At 72.1% G+C, this 21,005-nt stretch carries 18 protein-coding genes; 5 read left to right on the top strand and 13 right to left on the bottom strand.

Going from position 1 to position 21,005, the window contains the following annotated elements; all coding sequences use genetic code 11:
- Positions 1-111: 111 nt before the first annotated feature.
- Complete coding sequence (locus ACZ4Z5_RS16835; protein ID WP_468262942.1) at positions 112-1,041, bottom strand: LysR family transcriptional regulator; 930 nt, start codon at positions 1,039-1,041, stop codon at positions 112-114.
- 231 nt (positions 1,042-1,272) lie between these two features.
- Here ACZ4Z5_RS16835 and ACZ4Z5_RS16830 point away from each other — a divergent pair, with 231 nt between their 5' ends.
- Positions 1,273-2,571 (top strand): serine hydrolase domain-containing protein, encoded by a 1,299-nt coding sequence (locus ACZ4Z5_RS16830; RefSeq protein ID WP_468263231.1) that lies wholly within the window; start codon positions 1,273-1,275, stop codon positions 2,569-2,571.
- A gap of 453 nt (positions 2,572-3,024) precedes the next feature.
- Here the strand turns inward: ACZ4Z5_RS16830 and ACZ4Z5_RS16825 are convergent, their stop codons facing one another.
- The 3 genes from ACZ4Z5_RS16825 to ACZ4Z5_RS16815 form a co-directional block, all read right to left on the bottom strand.
- Positions 3,025-3,249 (bottom strand): hypothetical protein, encoded by a 225-nt coding sequence (locus tag ACZ4Z5_RS16825; RefSeq protein ID WP_468262939.1) that lies wholly within the window; start codon positions 3,247-3,249, stop codon positions 3,025-3,027.
- A 1,116-nt stretch (positions 3,250-4,365) separates the two neighbouring features.
- Positions 4,366-5,805 (bottom strand): FAD-dependent oxidoreductase, encoded by a 1,440-nt coding sequence (locus ACZ4Z5_RS16820; protein ID WP_468262936.1) that lies wholly within the window; start codon positions 5,803-5,805, stop codon positions 4,366-4,368.
- A 53-nt stretch (positions 5,806-5,858) separates the two neighbouring features.
- Entirely contained in the window at positions 5,859-6,320 is a 462-nt protein-coding gene (locus ACZ4Z5_RS16815) for a GNAT family N-acetyltransferase (protein WP_468262933.1), read from the bottom strand.
- A 59-nt stretch (positions 6,321-6,379) separates the two neighbouring features.
- Between ACZ4Z5_RS16815 and ACZ4Z5_RS16810 the strand changes: the two genes are divergently transcribed.
- Positions 6,380-6,994, top strand: a complete 615-nt coding sequence (locus ACZ4Z5_RS16810) for a DUF6461 domain-containing protein (RefSeq protein WP_468262931.1) — start codon at positions 6,380-6,382, stop codon at positions 6,992-6,994.
- 236 nt (positions 6,995-7,230) lie between these two features.
- Here ACZ4Z5_RS16810 and ACZ4Z5_RS16805 read toward each other — a convergent pair whose 3' ends face one another.
- Positions 7,231-8,667, bottom strand: coding sequence for an aminotransferase-like domain-containing protein (locus ACZ4Z5_RS16805; RefSeq protein ID WP_468262928.1), 1,437 nt, complete (start codon positions 8,665-8,667; stop codon positions 7,231-7,233).
- Between ACZ4Z5_RS16805 and ACZ4Z5_RS16800 the strand changes: the two genes are divergently transcribed.
- Positions 8,666-9,577, top strand: coding sequence for a DMT family transporter (locus tag ACZ4Z5_RS16800; RefSeq protein ID WP_468262925.1), 912 nt, complete (start codon positions 8,666-8,668; stop codon positions 9,575-9,577). The genes ACZ4Z5_RS16805 and ACZ4Z5_RS16800 overlap by 2 nt on opposite strands.
- 49 nt (positions 9,578-9,626) lie before the next feature.
- Positions 9,627-9,830 (top strand): DUF1918 domain-containing protein, encoded by a 204-nt coding sequence (locus ACZ4Z5_RS16795; RefSeq protein ID WP_468262923.1) that lies wholly within the window; start codon positions 9,627-9,629, stop codon positions 9,828-9,830.
- Between the two features lie 4 nt (positions 9,831-9,834).
- On the opposite strand, the gene ACZ4Z5_RS16790 is transcribed toward ACZ4Z5_RS16795, so the two are convergent.
- A complete protein-coding gene (locus ACZ4Z5_RS16790; RefSeq protein ID WP_468262921.1) occupies positions 9,835-11,067 on the bottom strand; it encodes a glycoside hydrolase family 10-like protein in 1,233 nt (410 codons plus the stop codon).
- 191 nt (positions 11,068-11,258) lie between these two features.
- On the opposite strand from ACZ4Z5_RS16790, the gene ACZ4Z5_RS16785 reads away from it, so the two are divergent.
- Entirely contained in the window at positions 11,259-12,119 is an 861-nt protein-coding gene (locus ACZ4Z5_RS16785) for a 3-hydroxybutyryl-CoA dehydrogenase (RefSeq protein ID WP_468262917.1), read from the top strand.
- A 114-nt stretch (positions 12,120-12,233) separates the two neighbouring features.
- Here the strand turns inward: ACZ4Z5_RS16785 and ACZ4Z5_RS16780 are convergent, their stop codons facing one another.
- The 7 genes from ACZ4Z5_RS16780 to rplT form a co-directional block, all read right to left on the bottom strand.
- On the bottom strand, positions 12,234-12,770 hold the full coding sequence (locus ACZ4Z5_RS16780; RefSeq protein ID WP_468262914.1) for an NUDIX hydrolase: 537 nt from the start codon (positions 12,768-12,770) through the stop codon (positions 12,234-12,236).
- A 76-nt stretch (positions 12,771-12,846) separates the two neighbouring features.
- Positions 12,847-14,187, bottom strand: a complete 1,341-nt coding sequence (locus ACZ4Z5_RS16775; protein WP_468262911.1) for a transcriptional regulator — start codon at positions 14,185-14,187, stop codon at positions 12,847-12,849.
- A 328-nt stretch (positions 14,188-14,515) separates the two neighbouring features.
- Positions 14,516-17,044 (bottom strand): phenylalanine--tRNA ligase subunit beta, encoded by a 2,529-nt coding sequence (gene pheT / locus ACZ4Z5_RS16770; RefSeq protein ID WP_468262908.1) that lies wholly within the window; start codon positions 17,042-17,044, stop codon positions 14,516-14,518.
- Positions 17,044-18,165, bottom strand: a complete 1,122-nt coding sequence (gene pheS, locus ACZ4Z5_RS16765; RefSeq protein ID WP_468262905.1) for a phenylalanine--tRNA ligase subunit alpha — start codon at positions 18,163-18,165, stop codon at positions 17,044-17,046. Before pheS ends, pheT begins: the two co-directional genes overlap by 1 nt.
- Positions 18,166-18,319: 154 nt before the next feature.
- A complete protein-coding gene (locus ACZ4Z5_RS16760) occupies positions 18,320-19,441 on the bottom strand; it encodes a sensor histidine kinase (RefSeq protein WP_468262903.1) in 1,122 nt (373 codons plus the stop codon).
- A 146-nt stretch (positions 19,442-19,587) separates the two neighbouring features.
- On the bottom strand, positions 19,588-20,448 hold the full coding sequence (locus tag ACZ4Z5_RS16755) for a TrmH family RNA methyltransferase (protein WP_468262900.1): 861 nt from the start codon (positions 20,446-20,448) through the stop codon (positions 19,588-19,590).
- 123 nt (positions 20,449-20,571) lie between these two features.
- Positions 20,572-20,958: a 50S ribosomal protein L20 gene (gene rplT / locus ACZ4Z5_RS16750; RefSeq protein ID WP_345035046.1), complete on the bottom strand. Its 387-nt coding sequence runs from the start codon at positions 20,956-20,958 to the stop codon at positions 20,572-20,574.
- Positions 20,959-21,005: the final 47 nt, after the last annotated feature.

Raw genomic sequence — 21,005 nt, 5'->3', positions numbered from 1 at the left:
CTGTCGAGTGACGGTCCGGTGTGCAGGGTGCCGCCGAGAGCGGTGACGCGCGAACAACGCTGCGGGTCGATACACCTGGCACGCGGACGGGGAGCGGTCCACGTTTCACTCTCAGTGCCTCGCCGTACCCAAGTCCCCCACAACCTGGGCAAGTGCCCGGACGGGGGCGAACTCAGTGTCGCTGCGCCAGACCAGGCCCCAGCGCAGGCCTGGCCAGTCGTGAATGGGCAGATAGACGATGTCGGGGCGGGCGTGGTAGCGGGTGACGTGGGCGCCCAGGTTGTGGATGACGCCCCCGGCGGCGACCTGGGTGAACAAGTCGTCCAGGCTCTTGACGACCGGGCTGTGGCGTTCGATCGGGCGGCCGCTGGGGGTTTGGAAGGGCGTGAAGGCGTCCGCCCAGTAATCGGGTCCGGCCGGGCCCTGCCAAATGCCGAAATCGCCGAAGGCCTCCAGGGAGACCGATGGCCGGACGGCCAGTTCGTGGTCGTGGGCGACGAGTGCCACCGCGTGCTCGGTGTAGATGACCGGCCCCACCGTGAGGTCGGGCTCCTCCACGGGCAGCCAGGCGACCAGGACGTCGATCTCTCCCCGCCGCAGCGGGCCGAACGCGTCGATGAACGGGTTGTGCCGTATGCGCAGGGCCCACTGCGGGTGGCGGGCGCGGAACGCCTCCCAGTAGGGCCGTAGATCGTGGGCGTTGCTGGGCAGCATGCCCACGCGTAGCACCTCGGTCGTGCCCCGCGCGGCGAGCCTGGCCCGCTCCACGCTCTCCTGTAGCCCCCGGTAGACCGGTAGCAGGTCCTCGCGCAGTTGCTCGCCCAGCGGGGTCAGCCGCACGTTTCGGCTGGTGCGCTCGAACAACCGCGCCCCGACGCCTCGTTCCTGCTTCTTGAGAGCCTGGCTGACCCGCGCTTGCGACACGTGCAGCCGTTGGGCCGTCCTGCCGAAATGAAGTTCTTCCGCAAGCGTCAGGAAGATCTCGATGTCCCTCAGCTCCACCCGTCCCGTCCCGTCCCCCTCGGCGCTGTGACGACGCACCACGATCCATAAGCGGCAGGTTATCCGGCCTTTCGTGATCTCCCGTTGTTCCCCCGACGGCCAGGCGAAATGCTGAAGGGGCAGGCCGGACGACCAACCCGGCGATCAAAGTGAACACAAGGGGACGACATGTCACAGGCCACCAGACAGACCGTGAGCTGGGACGAGCGGGGTAACTGGGCTCTGAGTGGCGGCACGGACGGTGGGCTTTCGCGAGCGGGGCTGCACCGGATGCGCGAGGTGCTTGCCGGTTACGTCGAGTCCGGGGCGGTTCCCGGACTGGTCGCCCTGGTCGGCAGGGGCGACCAGATGCACGTCGAGGCCTTGGGCACCCTGCACGCGGCTCATCGATCGGATGCTCGGTCGGTTGGCCGTTCGGGCGGCGGATCGGACGCCGGACTCCACGGTGGATCGGAGGGCGGATCGCCGGACGGCGCTGCTCGCGGTGACCGGCGAACTGCGGGGGCTCCGGGTGGTGCGCCGATGCGTCGGGACACCCTCTTCCGCATGGCCTCACTGACCAAGCCGGTCACTGCCGCGGCGGTGATGATCCTGGTCGAGGAGTGCCGACTGCGACTGGACGACCCGGTCGAGACCTGGCTGCCCGAGCTGGCGAACCGGCGGGTGCTGGCGCGGATCGACGCCCCGTTGGACGACACCGTGCCCGCCCGGCGCTCGATCACCGTGCGCGATCTGCTGACCCTGACCTTCGGTTTCGGTCTGGTGCCGGCTCCGCCGGACACGTACCCGATCCAGGTCGCCGTCCGGGAGCGGGGCGTCATCGGTGACGGGACCGCGAACTGGCCGACGGTCGGACCGGACGAGTGGATCAAGCAGCTGGGCGCTCTTCCGCTGATGTACCAGCCCGGCGAACGGTGGCAGTACCACGTCGGCTCAGACGTGCTCGGGGTCCTCGTCTCGAGAGTGGCGGGCCGGCCCTTCGGGGAGTTCCTGCGCGAGCGGCTGTTTGAGCCACTGGGGATGGTGGACACCGGGTTTCACGTGCCCGCCGATCGGATGCACCGGCTTCCCACCAGCTATGCCCACGACCCGGAGACCGGCGAACTCACGACCTGGGACGAGGCCGTCGGCGGTAAGTACAGCCGGCCGCCGGTGTTCGAGGCCGGTGGTGACGGTCTGGTCTCCACCGTCGACGACTACCACGCGTTCCACCGGATGCTGCTGAACAAAGGGAGCCACGGAGGCGAGCGCGTCCTCTCCCGCGCCTCGGTCGAGCTGATGACCATGGATCACCTGACGCCGGAGCAGAAGGTCGAGAAGGACCAGTTCGGTGACCTCTTCGGACGGCACGGCGGCTACGGCTTCGGCATGGCGGTGCGCACCCATCGCCGTGACCTCGCGTCCGTGGGGCAGTTCGGGTGGGACGGCGGCCTGGGCACGACAGCGTACGCCGACCCGGCGGAACGGCTCATCGGGATTCTGCTGACGCAGACGGCCATGGACTCCGCGGACACCCCCCGACTCCACCAGGACTTCTGGACCACCGTCTACCGGACGCTCGACGACTGACCAGAGGCGGGTACTCGGTCGGTGAACGAGTATTCGGTCCAGTGAGCCGGCGCGCGCTCGACCCGCTCGGACGTGCGGGCGCTCTGCCGTGGCAGCTCGACTGTGTTCAGGCGGCGTGCGCGGGCCGGCGCGGTGTCCGGGTCGCCGATGCGATACAGCGTGCACCGCGGGGCCGATAGCCCCTTGTTGTCGGCCCGCAGGGTGGCGGTCGGCCCTCTCGCCTGCGGTGAATTTGCGGGCGGTGGTGCGACAGGCTGCCGGCCCGGGCTGTGCTGGGGGCGCGGAGGCTTCGGGCGGCGGAAGCGGTGTTCGGCTACCACATCCGACCGTCGTGCTGCTCGCGAGGCGGGCGATGCCGTCGCATGGGAGCCTGCCGCTTCGATGCGGACCGGCCGCCAGGGACGCAGCCGTCCGGTTGCGCCCCTGGGCTTCCGGCAAGCCGGCTCACACCTGTCACGTGCCGTCGACGCAGACGGCCCAGACAGTGATGTTGATGGGGGTGCCGGTGGCATTGCGATAGGTGCCGGACCATGTGGTGTCGCTGCTCGGAAAAGTCTCCATGACATAGAGACCGCTGCTGGCCAGGACGGCGCTGTCCAAGCCCCCGCCCGTGACCACCTGGCCGGCCTCGGGGCAGCTCACCGGGATGGTGCAGATGCTGTCACCACTGCACGACACGGTGTTGGAGACCCTTTCGTACCCGGTGACCGGGCCAGAGCCAGTCGCCCCCGTCGCACCCGTCGCCCCCGTGGCCCCCGTCGCACCCGTGGCCCCGGTGTCCCCCGTCGCACCCGTGGCCCCGGTGTCCCCCGTCGCACCCGTCGCCCCGATGTCCCCCGTCGCACCCGTCGCACCCGTCGCCCCCGTGGCCCCGGTGTCCCCCGTCGCCCCCGTGTCCCCCGTCGCACCCGTAGGTCCGGTGTCCCCCCTCGCCCCGGTCGCTCCGGTGGCCCCCGTGGGGCCGGCCGGACCGGTGTCCCCCATTGGGCCGGTGGGACCCGTCGGGCCCGTAGGTCCGGTTGCGCCCCTGCATTTGTCTCGGCCGCCCTGGACGTGCGAAACACTGCTTTCATAGGGGTGCTTGTCGCACCGGTCGTCCCCAAAGAGCCCTGCCGGGGCCGTCTCGGCGCGCGACCGGGGAGCGGGGCCGGTCGCAAGCGCGGGTGTGACCAGGTCGAAGCTCAACAGAGCCATCAGGGCCATGAGACCGCCAGTCAGTACCTTCGTACGGCGGGGAAGGGGACCGAATCGGGGTCCAACACGCATGACTGACCTGCCTTCGTCGTGGGGTGTCACTCCGGAGGTGGCGTAGGGTGCGTCCTCCGGTCGTCCACCGTCATGATTCTTCAATGTCCCGTCACATGCAGTACGGGGCAATCCAAACGGGTTCTGCAGAGGCGGGCCGACAGCAGCGCTCGTCCGGCCAACTCAACCGCTCACGGGCCGGATGAAGCGCTCAGTCTCATTGCGGCCGAGCGCTTCACTGGGCGGGCGAGCGGTTCACTGGGCGGGCGAGCGGTTCACTCTGCGGACCTGAGCATCGGCGTCGGCGGATGCTCCGGCCGACACCCGGAACCCGCTCCCTGGACGGCGCCATGCTCCCGCGAGGGGGCGCCTCATAGGATCCCCGCTCACGGACACCAGGGGCAGGGATCTCCCGCATCGCGGCTCCGGCCACGGCACGGCCGTCGAGGCGACGGCCGAGGACTTCGAGGAGGCGGTCCTGGCGCGAGCGCGACGGTCGCCGGGGTAGGAACCGCCCCATCGGGCCATGGGGCGCCGCACGGACCGGGGTCATGACCGGGACGTACCGTCGGTGGGTTCCCCGCTCGGGGCGGGACGCTCCACCGCGGTGAGCGGGGGCGCGGACAAGGGCGGGAGGCTCGGGCCGCGCACCGCCGCCAGGACGACCTCGGGGCGGAACAGCACGGTCGGCGGGACCGAGAGCGTGAGGACGTCGAACAGCGCCTTAGCGGCGACCGGTCGGCCGGTGGCGGTGTGCATGAGCCGGTCCACGTAGCGGACGAGGGCACGGGCCGGGACGCCGGGCCGGCGGCCGGTCGCGCCCGGATAGCGGATGTCCTGACCGGTGGCGAGGTCCCAGGCGACGGACACCGGGCGGGCCACCGCTCGCTGGGCACGCCGGGCGAGTCCGGGGGCCGTGAGGCCGGCCCGCCGGAGCTCGTCGCACAGGGCGACGGCACTCTGCGCGGCCACGGACATGCCGTGCCCGTACAGCGGGTTGTACGTGGCGACGGCGTCACCGACGACGACGAAGCCCTCGGGCCAGCCGTCGGCCCGTTCGAAGTACCGGCGACGGTTGCCGGTACTGCGGGTGACCACGACGTCCGTCAACGGCTCGGCGTGCGCGATGAGTTCACCGACCACGGGGTGCCGGACGCTCCGGGCGAAGACCTCGAACTCCTCCGCGGTGGCGGGCAGTTGCCCGCCTCTGGTGGTGGACACCGTGACCAGCCAGCGTGCGCCCTCCAAGGGGACGATCGTGGCGGTTCGCGCGGGCCCGCGGTCCCGTACGTCGGCCGTGACGCTGACGACCGGTCCGCCTTCACCACCGGGCACCCGGAAGAGCCTGCTCGCGTACCCGATCCCGGCGTCGACCTCCTCCTCGGCCACCCCCGCACGCCCCGGCCGCAGCACGGCGAGCCACTGCGGCGCCCGGGAGCCCCGGCCGCAGGCGTCGACCACCAGGTCGGCTGCCAGCACCCGCTCACCGTCGTCGGGCATGCGCACCCGGACCCCGGTCACCCGGGCGGGCCGCCCTTCCAGGCAGAGCGGCTCGGCACGTTGGAGCAGCGTGATCACGGGCCTCCGGAGCACTTCGTCCCGGACCACCCAGTCGAGCAGGTCCCGGCTGGCGGCGATGAGGTACTGCATCTCGGGCCAGCGCCGGAACCAGCCGTGCGCGGAGAGGATCACCGTCCCGGTCGGCATCGGGACGCGGCGCGCCCCGGCGCCGAGCCAGCGGTCGGTGACGCCCGGGAGCAGTGACTCGACGGCCCGGGCACCGCCCGACCACAGCAGATGGGCGTGCCGCGCCTGCGGCAGTCCCCTGCGCGGAACGGGCCCGGGCGGAAGCACGTCCCGTTCGACGACGGTGACCTCGTCGGCGAAGTCGGCGAGCACCCGGGCGGCCAGCATGCCGGCCAGTCCCCCGCCGACGACCACGGCACGCCGGCCCCCGGACCGCCGGGTGGTGCCGGGCGTTCGGCTCATGCGAACGATGCTGTCCGGCGGCCGCGCGGCGCACAAGTACGCCGTCGGTCACGTCAGTGCTCGCCGAGCACCATCCACTTGTCCGGGTTCTCCAGCGGCTGGAAGCCGAGCGCCGCATACACCCCGTGGGCGTCGGCGGTCGCGAGCAGGATGCGCCGCAGCCCGTGGGGTTCGAGGTGCTCGCGCACCGCGGCCACCAGTGCCGTTCCCAGTCCCCCGCCACGGGCCGCGCGGTCCACGTACACATCGCAGAGCCAGGCGAAGGTGGCGCGGTCGGTGACGACCCGGGCGTAGGCCACCTGCTCCCCCGAGGCACGGTCGTACGCACCGAAGTTGAGCGATGCGGCGATGGCCTGATCCTGCTTCCCACGGGTGCGCCCGAGCGCCCAGTAGGCGTCGGTGGACAGCCAGCTGTGCACCCGGTCGACGTCCAGCCGGCCGGGGTCGGTGGAGATCTCGTACGCGTCGGGGGCGGGAGAGGCGGTGCGGACGGGGATGCGGGTGACGTCGCTCATGACGGGAGGCTGCCAGGTGCGCGGGGCCGCTGTCAGTGGCGGATGCCACGGTGGGCGCCATGGATGTCACCGCTGCCGACTACCGCTGGTTCGAGGACCGCTACGACGAACTCGCCGAGGCCTGCTGCGTCACTCTGGTGCGGGACGTCGCGCCCGAAGGTGTGCTGCAACGGCTGGGCTGTCGGCCGACGGACCGGATACGCGGCGCCGGGGAACTGGTGGAGCCGGCCCATGCCGTCCTGCGGAAGACGGGCGGCGCGGATGCGTTCGTGGCCGTCACGGCGGCCGGGGACTGGACGCTCCTGCTGGAGCCGAACGGCTGGCTGGGCATGTCGGACGAGGTGCCGGGGCTCCTGTCCCGCGGCTCCGAGGTCGTTGCCCACGGCTGGGACGTCAACGGCGCCGACGCGTTCGCCTGGTTCGTGGACGGGAAGCTGCGGCTGCGTTTCGAGCCGCTGTTCGCGTACGCACGGTACGGATCCGATCCCGACTGCGCGGTGGAGCAGATGAGGGAGGCGGGACTGGCCACGGAGGAGTCCGACCGGGGGGACGTCGAACTGGTCACCGCTGCCGCCTTCGCGCTCGCCGAGCGCCTGACGGGCGTACGGCTCTCCCCCGGGCTGCTGGACGACGCGGAGTTCCTGTGCGGGACGATGCCGCTGCCGGGACGGTGAGGTGCCGCGCCGTGTGCGGGACGATGCCGATACCGGGACGGCGAGGTGCCGCGCCGTGTGCGGCGTGCGTGCGCGCCCGGCCGAGTGGCCGACCACGGCGCCCTCTCTGAACGTAGCACCGCCCCCAAGGCCACGTACGACGTCACCCGTGCCCCGAGTACCCCGCCGCACAACCGGCTTGACGTGACGAGCGCAGCGCCGTGCACGGCGCTGCGCCGCCCGGACTGGGCGGGATGTCACCCCGGCACTTCGTCGAAGGCGGTGCGCAGACGGGCGACTCCCTCGGCGATCTCGGCGGGGCCTGCGACCGCCGCGAAGCTCAGCCGGAGGTGGGCGGCGGGAGGTTCGGCGCTGAAGTAGGGGCGGCCCGGGGTGACGGCGACTCCGGCCCTGAGCGCGGCCGCGGTGAGTGCCGCCTCGTCGGTGCCGTCCGGCAGTCGGGTCCAGAGGTGGTGGCCGCCGGAGGGGATGCGCGGGAGGGCGAGCTCGGGGACGTGCCGGGCCAGGGCCGTGGCGAGCGCGGTGCGGCGGTCACGCAGAGCGGCCGCCACGGTGCGGAGGTGCCGGTCCCAGGCCGGCGAGCCGACGAGCTCCAGGGCGGCTTCCTGGAGCGGCCGGGCCACGAAGAAGCTCTCGACGACCTGGATGGCCCGCAGTCGTTCGAGGACGGGCCCGCGGGCGGCGAGCGCGCCCACCCGCAGGCTCGGCGAGGTGATCTTGGTCAGGGAGCAGACGTGGACGACCACACCGTCCGGGTCATCGGCCGCGAGGGGCGGCGGGAGGGCGCCCGCGTCCTCGTGGACCAGTCGGCGGGCGAAGTCGTCCTCGACGACGAACGCGCCGGCTTCACGGGCGATGCGCAGCACCTCGAGACGGCGGGGCCGGGCGAGGACGGTCCCGGTGGGGTTCTGGAAGAGCGGCTGGCAGACCAGGACACGGGCGCCGGTGGCACGGAAGGCCGCGGCGAGCAGTTCCGGGCGGACGCCGTCGCCGTCGACGGGCACCGGAACGGGGCGCAGCCCGGACGCGCGGGCGACGGCGAGCATGCCGGGGTAGGTGGGCGACTCGACGAGGACGGGGGCACCGGGCGGCGTGAGGGCGCGCAGCGCGGTGGTGAGCGCGCTCTGGCCTCCGGCGGTGACGAGCACGTCGGCGCCGGTGACGGTGCCGCCGATCTCACGGGCGAACCAGTCGCGCAGTTCCGGGATGCCGTCGGTGGGCGGCCTGCCCCAGGCCCCGGGCCGGCGTCCCGCCCGGGCCAGTGCGGCGGCCATGGCCCGCTCGGGCTGGAGGGAGGGGTGCAGATAGCCGCCGTTGAACTCGACGACGCCGGGTGGTGGCGCGGCGAGGCTGACGAGCACTCCGGAGGCGTCGACCGCGCGCGGGGCGGGCTCGGTGGCGCCGTCCGCGCTGAGGGCGACCTCCTGCCAGGAGGTGTCGCCGGTCTCCGCGGCTTCTGCGCGCGGATGGGCGCGGAAGACCCCGGCTCCCGGCCGGGTGACGACGAGCCCCTCGGCGGCGAGCCGGGCGAGCGCGCGGGAGACGGTGACCGGGGAGACCCGGTACCGCTCGACCAGGGCCCTGCTCGACGGAAGCTTTCCACCAGGAGAGTAGCTGTCAAGCTCTTTCTTCAAGGAAGTGGCCAGTTCCACCACACTGCTACGCTCATGCATGACAGTACAGGATAGCGCTACTCATCGAACCTCGATAGCGGTCACCGCGCCCGCACCGCGCGGCGGAACGCTGCTGGCGGCGCTCGGCGTCGTGGCCTTCTCCCTCACCTTCCCGGCGACCGCCTGGGGTCTGGAGAGCTTCGGCCCGTGGTCCCTGGTGGCCCTGCGCAGTGTGCTCGCGGCGCTGATCGCCGGCAGTGTGCTGCTGGCGCAGCGGGTGCCGCTGCCGGAGCGGCGCCACCGGCCGGGGCTGGCGGTCGTGGCCGGAGGCGTCGTGATCGGTTTTCCGCTGCTGACCACCCTGGCCCTGCGCACCTCGACGACATCGCACGCCGCCGTGGTGGTGGGCCTGCTGCCGCTGACCACGGCGGCGCTGTCGGCGGTCCGTACCGGCCGCAGGCCCTCGCGGACGTTCTGGACCGCGGCACTGGCCGGGGCGGCGGTGGTCGCCGCGTTCACGGTCCTGCAGGGCGGCGGAGCCCTGTCGGCCGGCGACGCGTACCTGTTCGGTGCGCTGCTGGTGTGTGCCGCGGGCTACACGGAGGGCGGACGGCTCGCCGGAGTGATGCCCGGCTGGCAGGTCATCGGCTGGGCGCTGGTCCTCTGTCTGCCCCTGGCGGTGGCGGGCGGCGTGGCCGGGATCGTCCTCGAACCGGTGCGTCTGTCGGTTCACGGCGTGGCGGGACTGGTCTGGGCGGCTGCCGGGTCCACATTCCTCGGCCTCTACGTCTGGTACCGGGGCATGGCGGCCGTCGGTATCGCGCGGGCCAGCCAGTTCCAGCTCGCCCAGCCGTTGCTGACCCTGGTGTGGGCGGTGCTGCTGCTCGGCGAGGAGCCGGCGCCCGCCGCCCTGCCGGCGGCCGTGGGAGTGCTGGTGTGCATCGCCGTCACCCAGCGCGCGAGGGCGTGAGCCGACTTAGACTTTCGGTACGGATGCCCGCCACGAGGAGGTCTCCCCGATGCAGGCGAAGAAGGGCGACAAGCTGCTGATGCACGGCAGGATCGTCGGTCAGCACGACAAGACCGCGGAGATCGTCGAGGTCCTGGGGCAGGCCGGTACGCCCCCGTACCGCGTGCGGTTCGAGGACGGCCACGAGGCGATCATGTCACCGGGTCCCGACTCCGTCGTACGGCACAAGGAAGACAGGCCAAAGCAACCCTGATGGTTCAGAGTGGAGCCCGGACCCGGGTCGGGTAGTGGTCGGCGACAACCCTGGCCATCGCTCCGATCCGGTCCACGGCGACCTCCCTGGCCGCGAAGAAGCAGTGCCCCGACACGTCGGCGTACTGCTTCGCCAGTGTGAGGTGTCGGGAGAGTTCCGCCGGGTCCTGCCAGGCGGCGGGCTGGGCGGGGTCGCCGGCCTTGTACAGGGCCTCTCCGATGTGGAGGCGGACGCCGGTGCCGCGGACCGTGCGGTCCCACCATGCGACCAGTTCACGGTAGTCGGCGACGGGGAAGCCGATGTGCCAGTACACCTGCGGGACGATGTAGTCGATCCATCCTTTCCTGACCCATTTCCTGGTGTCCGCGTACAGGTCGTCATAGGTTTGCACCCCGGCGGTGGTCGCCGAGCCCCGTGGGTCGGTGGAGGCGTTGCGCCACACCCCGAAGGGGCTGATGCCGAAGCACACCCCCTTGCCGGTGGCCGTGATCCGCGCAGCGGTCTCCCGGACCAGCCGGTCGATGTTGTCCCGCCGCCATGACGCCCGGTCGGGGAAGCCGCTGCCGTGCTCGGCGAACGCCGCGTCGTCGTCGAAGACCTGTCCGGCGACGGGGTAGGGGTAGAAGTAGTCGTCCCAGTGGACGGCGTCGATGTCGTAGCGCTTGACGGCGTCGAGCATGGCGTCCTGGACGAAGCGTCGCACCTGTGGAAGGCCGGGGTTGTAGTAGAGCTTCCCGCCGTGGGGGACGACCCAGTCGGGGTGCACACGGGCGGGATGTCCGGGGACGAGCCTGCCGGGGTCGGAGTGGTTCGCGATCCGGTAGGGGTTGAACCAGGCGTGCAGTTCGAGGCCCCGCCGGTGCGCTTCGGTCACCGCCGTCCCCAGGGGGTCCCAGCCGGGGTCCTTGCCCTGGACGCCGGTGAGGTACTGGCTCCACGGCTCGAACGGCGAGGGCCACATCGCGTCGGCGGTCGGCCGCACCTGCAACACCACGGCGTTCAGGTGCCGCTTGGCGGCGGTGTCGAGGTGCCTGAGCAGTTCGGCCCGTTGCTCGGCCCTGGGGAGCCCCGGCTTCGACGGCCAGTCGCGGTTGGCGACGGTGGCCAGCCACACGCCGCGGAACTCCCGTCCGGTGCCGCAGCGTCCCGCTGCCGCCCGGGCCTCGGCCCCCATGAGTAATGCGCTTGCGGCCGTTGCGGTGGCCGCCACCAATCCCCTGCGGGTGATTCGCCCCACTTGCGGTCTCCTTGTCGCCCGTTCCCGCGGGAAACATCCGGTACGTCCGCTCCCTGCGGAGAGCATGCCCGCCCCGCAGGGCCGACCACACGCCCGCGCGGAGTAACGTCGTGGTCCGGGGCGGGCTGCCGGAATCAGACGGGGGACCCGCCGGACGGCAGAAGAGCGAAAGGCACGATGTGACGGACTCTATGGCTGACGTGGCACGCGTCGGAGTGGTGGGCTGCGGCCAGATGGGCGCGGGCATCGCCGAGGTCGCCGCGCGCAGCGGCCTCGAGGTCAAGGTCGCCGAGACCACCGGCGAGGCCCTGGAGATCGGCCGTACCAGGCTCTACAACTCCCTCGCCAAGGCCGCCGAACGCGGCAAGATCAGCGAGGAGGAGCGCGATGCGACGCTCGCCCGGCTCAGCTTCACCACCGACCTCGGGGAGTTCGCCGACCGCGATCTCGTCATCGAGGCGGTCGTGGAGAACGAGCAGGTCAAGACGGAGATCTTCCAGGTCCTGGACCAGGTCGTGACCCGCCCGGACGCGATCCTCGCGTCCAACACCTCGTCGATCCCCCTGGTGAAGCTGGCCGTGGCGACCTCCCGCCCCGACCAGGTGATCGGCATCCATTTCTTCAACCCCGCCCCGGTGCAGCGGCTCGTGGAGCTGATCCCGGCCCTGACCACCTCCGAGGAGACGATCAAGCGCTCCGAGGCCGTGGTGCAGCAGGTGCTGGGCAAGCACGCGATCCGCGCCCAGGACCGTTCGGGATTCGTGGTCAACGCCCTGCTGATCCCGTACCTGCTGTCCGCCATCCGGATGTTCGAGTCGGGCATCGCGAGCCGTGAGGACATCGACAACGGCATGGAGCTCGGCTGTGCCCACCCCATGGGCCCGCTGAAGCTCTCGGACCTGATCGGCCTGGACACGGTCGCCTCGGTCGCCGACTCGATGTACGCCGAGTTCAAGGAGCCGCTGTACGCCGCTCCGCCGCTGCTCCAGCGGATGGTCGACGCGGGCCGGCTGGGCCGCAAGACCGGCTCGGGGTTCTACTCGTACTCGTAGGGGCGACCGCGCGTACTCGTAGGGGCGACCGCGCCGGCCGCCCCTCGCCGGGCCCGCTCGGGCCTCACCTCGTCGGGTCGGCGCCGCCGGCGGAGGAGCCGGCCCGACGTGTGCTCAGCCGTCGCCCCGCCGCAGGTGGTGGAGCAGGAGTAACCCCGCCGCCATGCCGGCGGCGGGGATCTCACCGCGGGCGACCATGTCCGGGATCAGTTTGAGCGGTATCCACTCGCGGCGTGAGGACTCGAAGTCGTCCTCGGGGTGGCCGATGTAGGTGGCTCCCTCGGACCAGTAGAGGTGGTGCCGGGCGTCGGTGAGCCCGTTGGACGGTTCGACGGTGAGGAGGTGCCGGAGCGGTCCGGGCCGCCAGCCGGTCTCCTCCTCCATCTCGCGGGCGGCCGCGCTCTCGACGTCCTCGCCGTCCTCCACGACCCCCGCGGCCAGCTCCCAGCCCCAGCTGTCGGTGATGAACCGGTGCCGCCACAGCATCAGCACCTCGTCGGCCGCGTTGACCGCGGTCGCCACCGCGACCGCGCGGAGCCGGATCAGGAAATGGTCGAGGTGCCGCCCGTCGGGGAGTTCGACATCCGCGAGATTCACGCGGAACCAGCGGTTCTCGTACACCGTTTGTTCGTTCCGGTTGGTCCACTGCACGTTTCTGCCACCTTCCAACGCTTGGATGGCAACATGGCAGCAGGTCCGTACCAGGCGGGTGAGGTTTTCACAGGGTTCACAGAGGAACCCGCAGTGCCCCGTCGATCCGTTCGGCGGCCTCCTCCGCCCCCGGACAGCCGGCTGCCCGCAGTCCTTCGCGAACCGTCCGCAGCCGGTCGCGCAGCCGCCGCGACTCCATTCCCCTCGCCCGCTCGGCCATCTCCACCGCGGTCACCACGGCCCGGTCCGCCTCCCCCTGGCACAACTGGACCTGGGCCAGCATGGCGAGGCGGTGCACCCGCCCCCGGTCGTGCGCCGGAGCACGTGCGGCGAACGCCGCGTGCTCCCGCGCCGCACCGAGGTCGCCGAGCCGCAGCAGGGCCTCGGCCACCTGCACGTTGACCAGGCCCGGCTGCACATAGCCCGTCTGGTCCGGCTCGTCGCCCGGCCGGATCCGCTCCGCGGCGTCCTCCGCGCGCGCGATGCACCCCAGGGCGCTGCGCGCGTCCCCGAGACGGGCGTACGCCTTGGCCTGCATCGCGTACAGATCGGCGGCGAGCGCGGGCGACACGTCCCGTCCCGCGGCCCGCAGGGCGGCCTCCACGAAGGCCACCGCCTGCCGGTCCTCCCGCATGAACAGCGACTGGTTGACGAGCAGGGCGATGACGTAGGCCCCCAGCCCCCGGTCCCCGCCCGCCTTGGCGAGCCGCAGCGCCTGATGGAAGTACCGCTGGGCGAGTCCCTGGGCGTCGGAGTCGTACGCGCAGATGCCCGCCACCGACACCAGGGCGGCGGTCGCCCCGTGCAACTCCCGCCCCACGTCGTCCGGATAGCTGCCGCGGAGCAGAGGCGCGGCCTCGGCGTTCAGGAAACCGACGATGCGGGAACGGGTCGCGATGCCGCCCGCCTTGCGGTACATCAGCTCGTAGTGGGCGCGCGCGGCCCGCAGTACGGCGATGTCGCCGCGGCCGACACCGGCCTGCCCGGAGCGGGAGACGTCTCGGTCCTCCGGGGGGTTCTCCCATTCCCACACGGGCATCACGGCGGGCGTCCCGGTGACGGCCGGCGCGTCCAGGAGGTGCGACCGCTGCTGCTCGTCGGAACGCCAGAGGGCGGTGGCCCGTTCGACGAATCCGGCCAGCGGGAGGCCGAGCGTGGTGGACGGTTCGCCGGCCGGGCCGAGACCGATGTCGTCGAGGGTGACCGGGCGGCGCAGCCGGGCCGAGAGCACCTCGCAGATCAGGTCGGGGACCCGGCCGCGGGGCCGCTGGCCCTTCAGCCACCGTGCCACGGCGGTGTGTTCGTACCGCAGGGCCAGACCTAGCGCGGCTCCCGCCCGGTTGACGTGCGCGGCGAGTCCGGCGTGGGACATGCCCGACTCGTCGAGCAGGGCGTCGAGCAGGCTATTGGGCTGCATGGGGCCCTCCGGTGGCTCGGTTGCATCAGCCTAACGGAGCCGTCTTCACACGGGGTGTGAATCGAGTGCCCGCATCGGCCGGCCACGCACTCTGCCGCGGGGAGCGGGGTGCCGGTTGACTTAACTGCCTCTCCTCGGAGGCAGCCGGGCCGTCGGCTCCCCCCTCGTAAAGTGCGACGGTCCCCCAGGCGCCGTCCGCCCTGCTGTTCTGCCCGACACTCCCAGCAGGGCCGGCGGCGCCGTTTCCTGCGGCCGGCCGGGCGGAGGCACGACATGCAACGAGGGGCGCATCCCTAACGGATGCGCCCCTCAAGGGTGTCGGTGACTGCTACGCGCCGCGCAGCACCGCACCGGTGCGCTCGGCGGCCAGCGCGACGGCCGCGTCACGCGCGGCCGAGGCCTCCTCGACCGTCAGCGTGCGGTCCGTGGCACGGAAGCGCAGCGCGTACGCCAGCGACTTGCGGCCCTCGCCGAGCTGTTCGCCGGTGAACACGTCGAACAGCCGGACGCCTTCGAGCAGTTCACCGGCGCCCTCGCGCAGCGCGCGCTCGACGTCGGCGGCCGGGACGTCGTCGGCGACGACCAGCGCCACGTCCTGGGTCGCCACCGGGAAGGCGGAGATCCGCGGCGCGAGCAGGGTGCCCTCTCCGGCCCGCTCCAGAAGGTCCAGGTCGACCTCCATGGCGCAGGAGCGCTCCGGCAGACCGAGAGCCTTGATCACCCGCGGGTGGAGCTCACCGGCGAAGCCGACGACCTGCTCGGTACCGTCCAGCATGACGGAGAGCACCGCACAGCGGCCCGGGTGCCACGGGCCGTACTGGCCCTTGGCGACGACCAGCTCGGCGCCGGCCTCACGGGCGACCGTACGGGCGGCCTCGATCGCGTCGGCCCAGTCGGCGGGACGTCCCTTGCCCCACCAGCCGGCCTGCTCGCGGGCGCCGCTGAGCACCACCGCGGCGTGCCGGGGCTGCCCCGGGAGCGTGCCGTCGAGGGATGCGATCTCCTCGTCGGTCGGGCGGCGGTCGGCGGGCAGGCGCAGTGCGGCGCCCTGCTCCTCGCGGGGGTGGAAGACCAGCCCGGTCTCGAAGAGCGCCAGGTCGTGGCTGCCCCGTCCGACGTTGCGCCGGAGCGCGGAGAGCAGTCCCGGCAGCAGCGCGGTGCGCAGCGCGGGCTCCTCGTCGGAGAGCGGGTTGACCAGCTTGACCACGCGGCGGCAGGTGTCGTCCTGCTCCAGCCCGAGCTGGTCGAAGACCTGCTCGCTGATGAACGGGTAGTTCGGCGTCTCCACGTAGCCGGCGCCGGCCAGGGCGCGGCCGACCCGGCGGTGCAGCCGCTGGCGGCCGGTGAGGCCGCGGCCGGAGGGCGGCTTCGGCAGCGTCGAGGGCAGGTTCTCGTACCCCTCGAGCCGGATGACCTCTTCCGCGAGGTCGTTCGGCACGGCGAGGTCGGGGCGCCATGACGGCACGGCGACCAGCAGCTCGTCCTGCCCGGACACGTCGCAGCCGATCTCCTGGAGGCGGCGCACGACCGTCTCGCGGCCGTAGTCGACGCCGGCCACCCGGTCGGGGTGGTCCGCGCGCATCACGACGGTGCGGGGCTCGGACGGCGCCACGGCCTCGGTGACGCCGGCCTCGGCGGTGCCGCCCGCGAGCAGCACCAGCAGGTCGACGGTCCGCTGAGCGGCGGCGGCCGCGGCCAGCGGGTCCGCACCGCGCTCGAAGCGCCTGGACGCCTCCGAGGACAGCTTGTGCCGACGGGCGGTGCGGGCGACCGAGACGGCGTCGAAGTGCGCGGCCTCGATGACCACCTCGGTGGTGCCCTTGACCTCTCCGGTCTCCGGGTCGCGTGCCGCGTCGGCGATCTCGGTGTCGGCGCCGCCCATGACGCCCGCGATGCCGATCGGACCGCGGTCGTCGGTGATGACCAGGTCCTCGGCGTCGAGGACGCGCTTGGTGCCGTCGAGGGTGGTGATCCGCTCGCCCTGCTCGGCGCGGCGCACCCCGATCGCGCCCTGGACGAGGGAACGGTCGTAGGCGTGCAGCGGCTGGCCGAGCTCCAGCATCACGTAGTTGGTGATGTCCACGGCCAGCGAGATGGGACGCATCCCGGCCTTCTGCAGCCGGCGCTGCAGCCAGATAGGGGAGCCCGCCTCGGGGTCCAGTCCGACGACCGTGCGGGCGACGAAGCGGTCGCAGCCCGCGGGGTCGGCGACCTTCACCGGGTAGCCGTAGGAGTTGGGGCCCGGGACGTCGAGCAGGGCGGGGTCGCGCAGCGGCACTCCGTAGGCGATGGCCAGCTCGCGGGCGATGCCGCGCATCGAGAGGCAGTAGCCGCGGTCCGGGGTGACGGCGATGTCGAGGACCTCGTCGTACAGCTCCAGCAGCTCGGTGGCGTCGGTGCCGGTCTCGTGCTCCGGCGGCAGCACGATGATGCCGTGCGTGCCGTCGTCGCCCATGCCGAGCTCGTCGCCGGAGCAGATCATGCCGTGGGAGTTGCGGCCGTACGTCTTTCGGGCGGCGATCGCGAAGTCGCCGGGCAGGACGGCGCCGGGCAGCGCCACGACGACCTTGTCGCCCTCGGCGAAGTTCCGGGCGCCGCAGACGATCTCCTGGGGCTCGCCCGTGCCGTTGGCGTCGCCGACGTCGACGGTGCAGAAGCGGATCGGCTTCTTGAAGCCCTCCAGTTCCTCGATGGTCAGCACCCGGCCGACGACGAGGGGGCCCTTGAGGCCTGCACCGAGCTGCTCGACGGTCTCGACCTCGAGGCCGGCCGAAATGAGCTTGGCCTGTACGTCACGGCCGGTCTCCGTGGCCGGCAGGTCGACGTACTCCCGCAGCCAAGAAAGCGGGACCCGCATCAGATCTCCATCCCGAAAGGCCGGGTGAACCGGACGTCACCCTCGACCATGTCTCGCATGTCATCGACGTTGTGGCGGAACATCAGCAGTCGCTCGATGCCGAATCCGAAGGCGAAGCCACTGTACTTCTCGGGGTCGACGCCGCAGGCGGTGAGCACCTTGGGGTTGACCATCCCGCAGCCGCCGAGCTCGATCCAGCCCTCGCTGGAGCAGGTGCGGCAGGGCCGGTCCGGGTTGCCCACGGACTCGCCGCGGCACACGTAGCAGACCATGTCCATCTCGGCGGACGGCTCGGTGAACGGGAAGTAGTTCGGCCGCAGCCGGGTCGTCACGCCCTCGCCGAAGAGCGACTGGACCATGTGGTCCAGGGTGCCCTTGAGGTCGGCCATGGTCAGGCCCTCGTCGACGGCGAGCAGCTCGACCTGGTGGAAGACCGGGGTGTGGGTGGCGTCCAGCTCGTCGGTGCGGTAGACACGGCCGGGGCAGATCACGTAGACCGGCGGTTCGCGGTCGAGCATGGAGCGGATCTGCACGGGGGAGGTGTGGGTGCGCAGGACCACTCCCGAGCCGCTGCCGCCGTTCGCGTGCGACACGAAGAAGGTGTCGTGCTCGCCGCGGGCCGGGTGGTCGGGGCCGATGTTCAGGGCGTCGAAGTTGAACCACTCGGACTCGACCTCGGGGCCCTCGGCGACCTCGTAGCCCATGGCCACGAAGATGTCCTCGATGCGCTCCGAGAGCGTGGTGAGCGGGTGGCGGGCGCCGGAGGGGACGCGGTCGTACGGCAGCGTGACGTCCACCGACTCCTCGACGAGCACGCGCGCGTCGCGCTCGGCCTCCAGCTCGGCCTGGCGGCCGCCGAGGGCTTTGTTCACGGCACCGCGGGCCTGGCCCACGCGCTTGCCGGCCTCGGCCTTGGCGTGCGGGGGCAGTGCGCCGATCTCCCGGTTGGCGAGTGCGAGCGGGGAGGCGGGGCCGGTGTGAGCGACCTTGGCCTCGTGGAGCGCGTCGAGGTCGCCGGCGGCCGCGAAGGCGGCGAGCGCCTCGTCCCGCATGCGCTCGATCTCTTCCGGTTTCAGTGCCTCGACCTCAACAGGGTCGTACGACTTATTGGGTGCCGACATCTCTTCCCGTGCTTCCGATTGGCTGGCTACGTGCCTTACCGGGGGACTCTCCCCGGACCCCCGTGACTCGCTGGACCACGAGGACGCAAAGGTGCCAATGGTCGAGTCTAAAGGTCGCGGGGGGCGAAGAAGCCCGTGGACCACTGGGCGAGACTCAGTTGAGGTACGCCGGTGCAGCCACGGGCAGAATAAATCGGAACTCCGCTCCGCCGCCGGGGCCGCGCCCGACGGTGATCACTCCGCCGTGCGCCTCGACGATGCCCTTGACGATGTAGAGGCCCAGGCCGGTGCCGCCGCGCTTGCTCCCCCGCCAGAAGCGGGTGAAGACGCGCCCCATGGACTCCTCGGGGATACCGGGGCCTTCGTCGCTCACGGTGACCGCCGTTCCCTTCTCGTCGTGTCCGGCCGGCGCGGGTGCCACCTCGATGGTGACGGTTCCCTCGCCGTGGCGCACCGCATTTTCGAGGAGGTTCCCGAGCACCTGGTCGATCTTGTCGGGGTCGGCCCACAGGGCGGGCAGGGGCTGCTGGATGCGGACGAGGAACCGGCCGGGGGCCTGGCCGGCGGCGATGTGGGCCTGGATGTGCCGGCTGACGGCGACGGAGACGTCCACGGGCTGCCGGCGCACTTCGAGTCGCCCGGAGTCGATGCGGGAGATGTCGAGGAGCTCGGCGATCAGACGGGTGACCCGGTTGGCATCGGCATCGACGGTCTCCAGCATCAGCCGCTTCTGGTCGTCGGTGAACCGCTCCCACTTGGCGAGGAGGGTCGCGGTGAAGCCCTTGACGGAGGTCAGCGGGGAGCGCAGCTCGTGGGCGACGGTGGCGATCAGTTCGGCGTGGCTGCGTTCGGTGCGCCGCCGGGCCTCGGTGCCCCTGAGGGAGACGACGACACGGCGCACCGGTCCGGTGGGCCGCTCCCGCACGTACCGGGCGCAGACCAGCACTTCCCGGCCGCCGGGCAGCAGCAGGTTGCGCTCGGGCTGGCCGTTGCGGGTGGCGAGCCCCCCGTACGGGTCGGTGAGCGCCCACCAGCGGCGGCCCTTCAGGTCCTCCAGGGGCAGAACCCGGTCGAGCGGGAGTCCGATGGCGTCGGCACGGGACACGGCCATGATCCGGGCGGCGGCGGCGTTGAAGCAGACGACATGTCCGGTCTCGTCGGCCACGACGAGGCCGTCCGGGAGGTCGTCGGGGTCGATGCCCGGGTCGCCGGTGCCCGTGGGCGGGCACGCGTAGGAGGTGTGCGTCTCCGTCGACCTGCTGGTGCCGACAGCCATCCCCGTACCCCACCCTCTCGGACCGGTGCAGTGGGCCCCCGGACCCGTCACCCTACTAGTCGTCGGTGACGCAGCGACACCCTTCGAGGGCGCACTGCACACGTCCGGCGCGTTCGGCCACCCGTGGGAGTGGACCTCCGGTGCGTTCAGCCACCCGTGGGGGTGGTTCCACGGCAGCCGCCGGGCGCGCGCTGGGCGCGTGCGGAGGCGTAGAGACACACCGCGGCGGCGGTCGCGAGGTTCAGGCTCTCGGCCTTCCCGTGGATGGGCACCCGGACGACGGCGTCGGCGAGGGCGCGGGTCTCCTCGGGCAGGCCCCACGCCTCGTTGCCGAAGATCCACGCGGTGGGTCCGCCCATGGTGCCGGCGTCGAGTTCGGCGTCGAGGTCCTGTTCGCCGGCGCCGTCCGCGGCGAGGATCCGCACGCCCGCGCCGGTGAGCCCCTGCACGGCGCGTTCGACGGGGACGCCGACGGCCACCGGGAGGTGGAACAGCGATCCGACCGAGGCGCGGACCGATTTCGGGTTGTAGAGGTCGACGGACGCGTCGGTGAGCACGACGGCGTCGGCTCCCGCGGCGTCGGCGCAGCGCAGTACCGTTCCGGCGTTGCCGGGGTCGCGTACGTTCGCCAGGACGGCGACGAGCCGGGGGCGGGCGGCGAGGATCTCCTCGAAGGGCGAGTCGAGGAACCGGCAGACGCCGACGAGGCCCTGCGGGGTGACGGTCTGGGAGACCTCGGCGAGGACGGCGTCGGACGCGTGGTGGACGCGCGCACCGGCCGTGCGGGCGGCGGCGACGATGTCGGCGTACCGTTCGGCCGCCTCGACGGTGGTGAACAGCTCGGTCAGAGTGGGTTCACCGGCGCTGTGGTGCGCGACCGCCTCGCGCACCGCCTGCGGTCCCTCGGCGATGAACCGGCGCTCTTTGCCACGGAAGTGCCGCTTGGCCAGCCGCCGTGCCGCGGTGACGCGCTGCGAGCGTGGGGAGATCAGTTCGGGGGTGCCCATGGTGTGCGGCTCTCCTGTTGTTCTTCGAGGCTCGGTCCCCCGCGACCGGAGGGTGCGGCGGAACGCACCGGACCCGCAGGCGCGGGGCCTGCGGGTCCGGCGGAAGCCAAGGCGGCGCCTGGGTCAGGCGGCGACCTTCGGGGCGTTGACGTCGCTCGGAAGCGCCTTCTGGGCGACCTCGACGAGCGCGGCGAACGCGTTGGCGTCGTTGACCGCGAGCTCGGCCAGGATCTTGCGGTCGACCTCGACGTTGGCGGCCTTCAGACCCTGGATGAAGCGGTTGTAGGTGATGCCGTTGGCGCGGGCAGCGGCGTTGATGCGCTGGATCCACAGCTGACGGAAGTCGCCCTTGCGCTTCTTGCGGTCGTTGTAGTTGTAGACGAGGGAGTGGGTGACCTGCTCCTTCGCCTTGCGGTAGAGGCGGGAACGCTGCCCGCGGTAGCCGCTGGCCTGCTCGAGGATCGCCCGACGCTTCTTGTGGGCGTTGACCGCCCGCTTGACGCGTGCCACTTGTTAACTCCTTGTAGCGGGGCCGTGGTTGGACTCACACGACCCGA

The organism is Streptomyces sp. NPDC030222, from assembly GCF_055573115.1.
The sequence above is the reverse complement of the archived record's forward strand: the minus strand, read 5'-3'. Positions and strand labels throughout refer to the sequence as shown.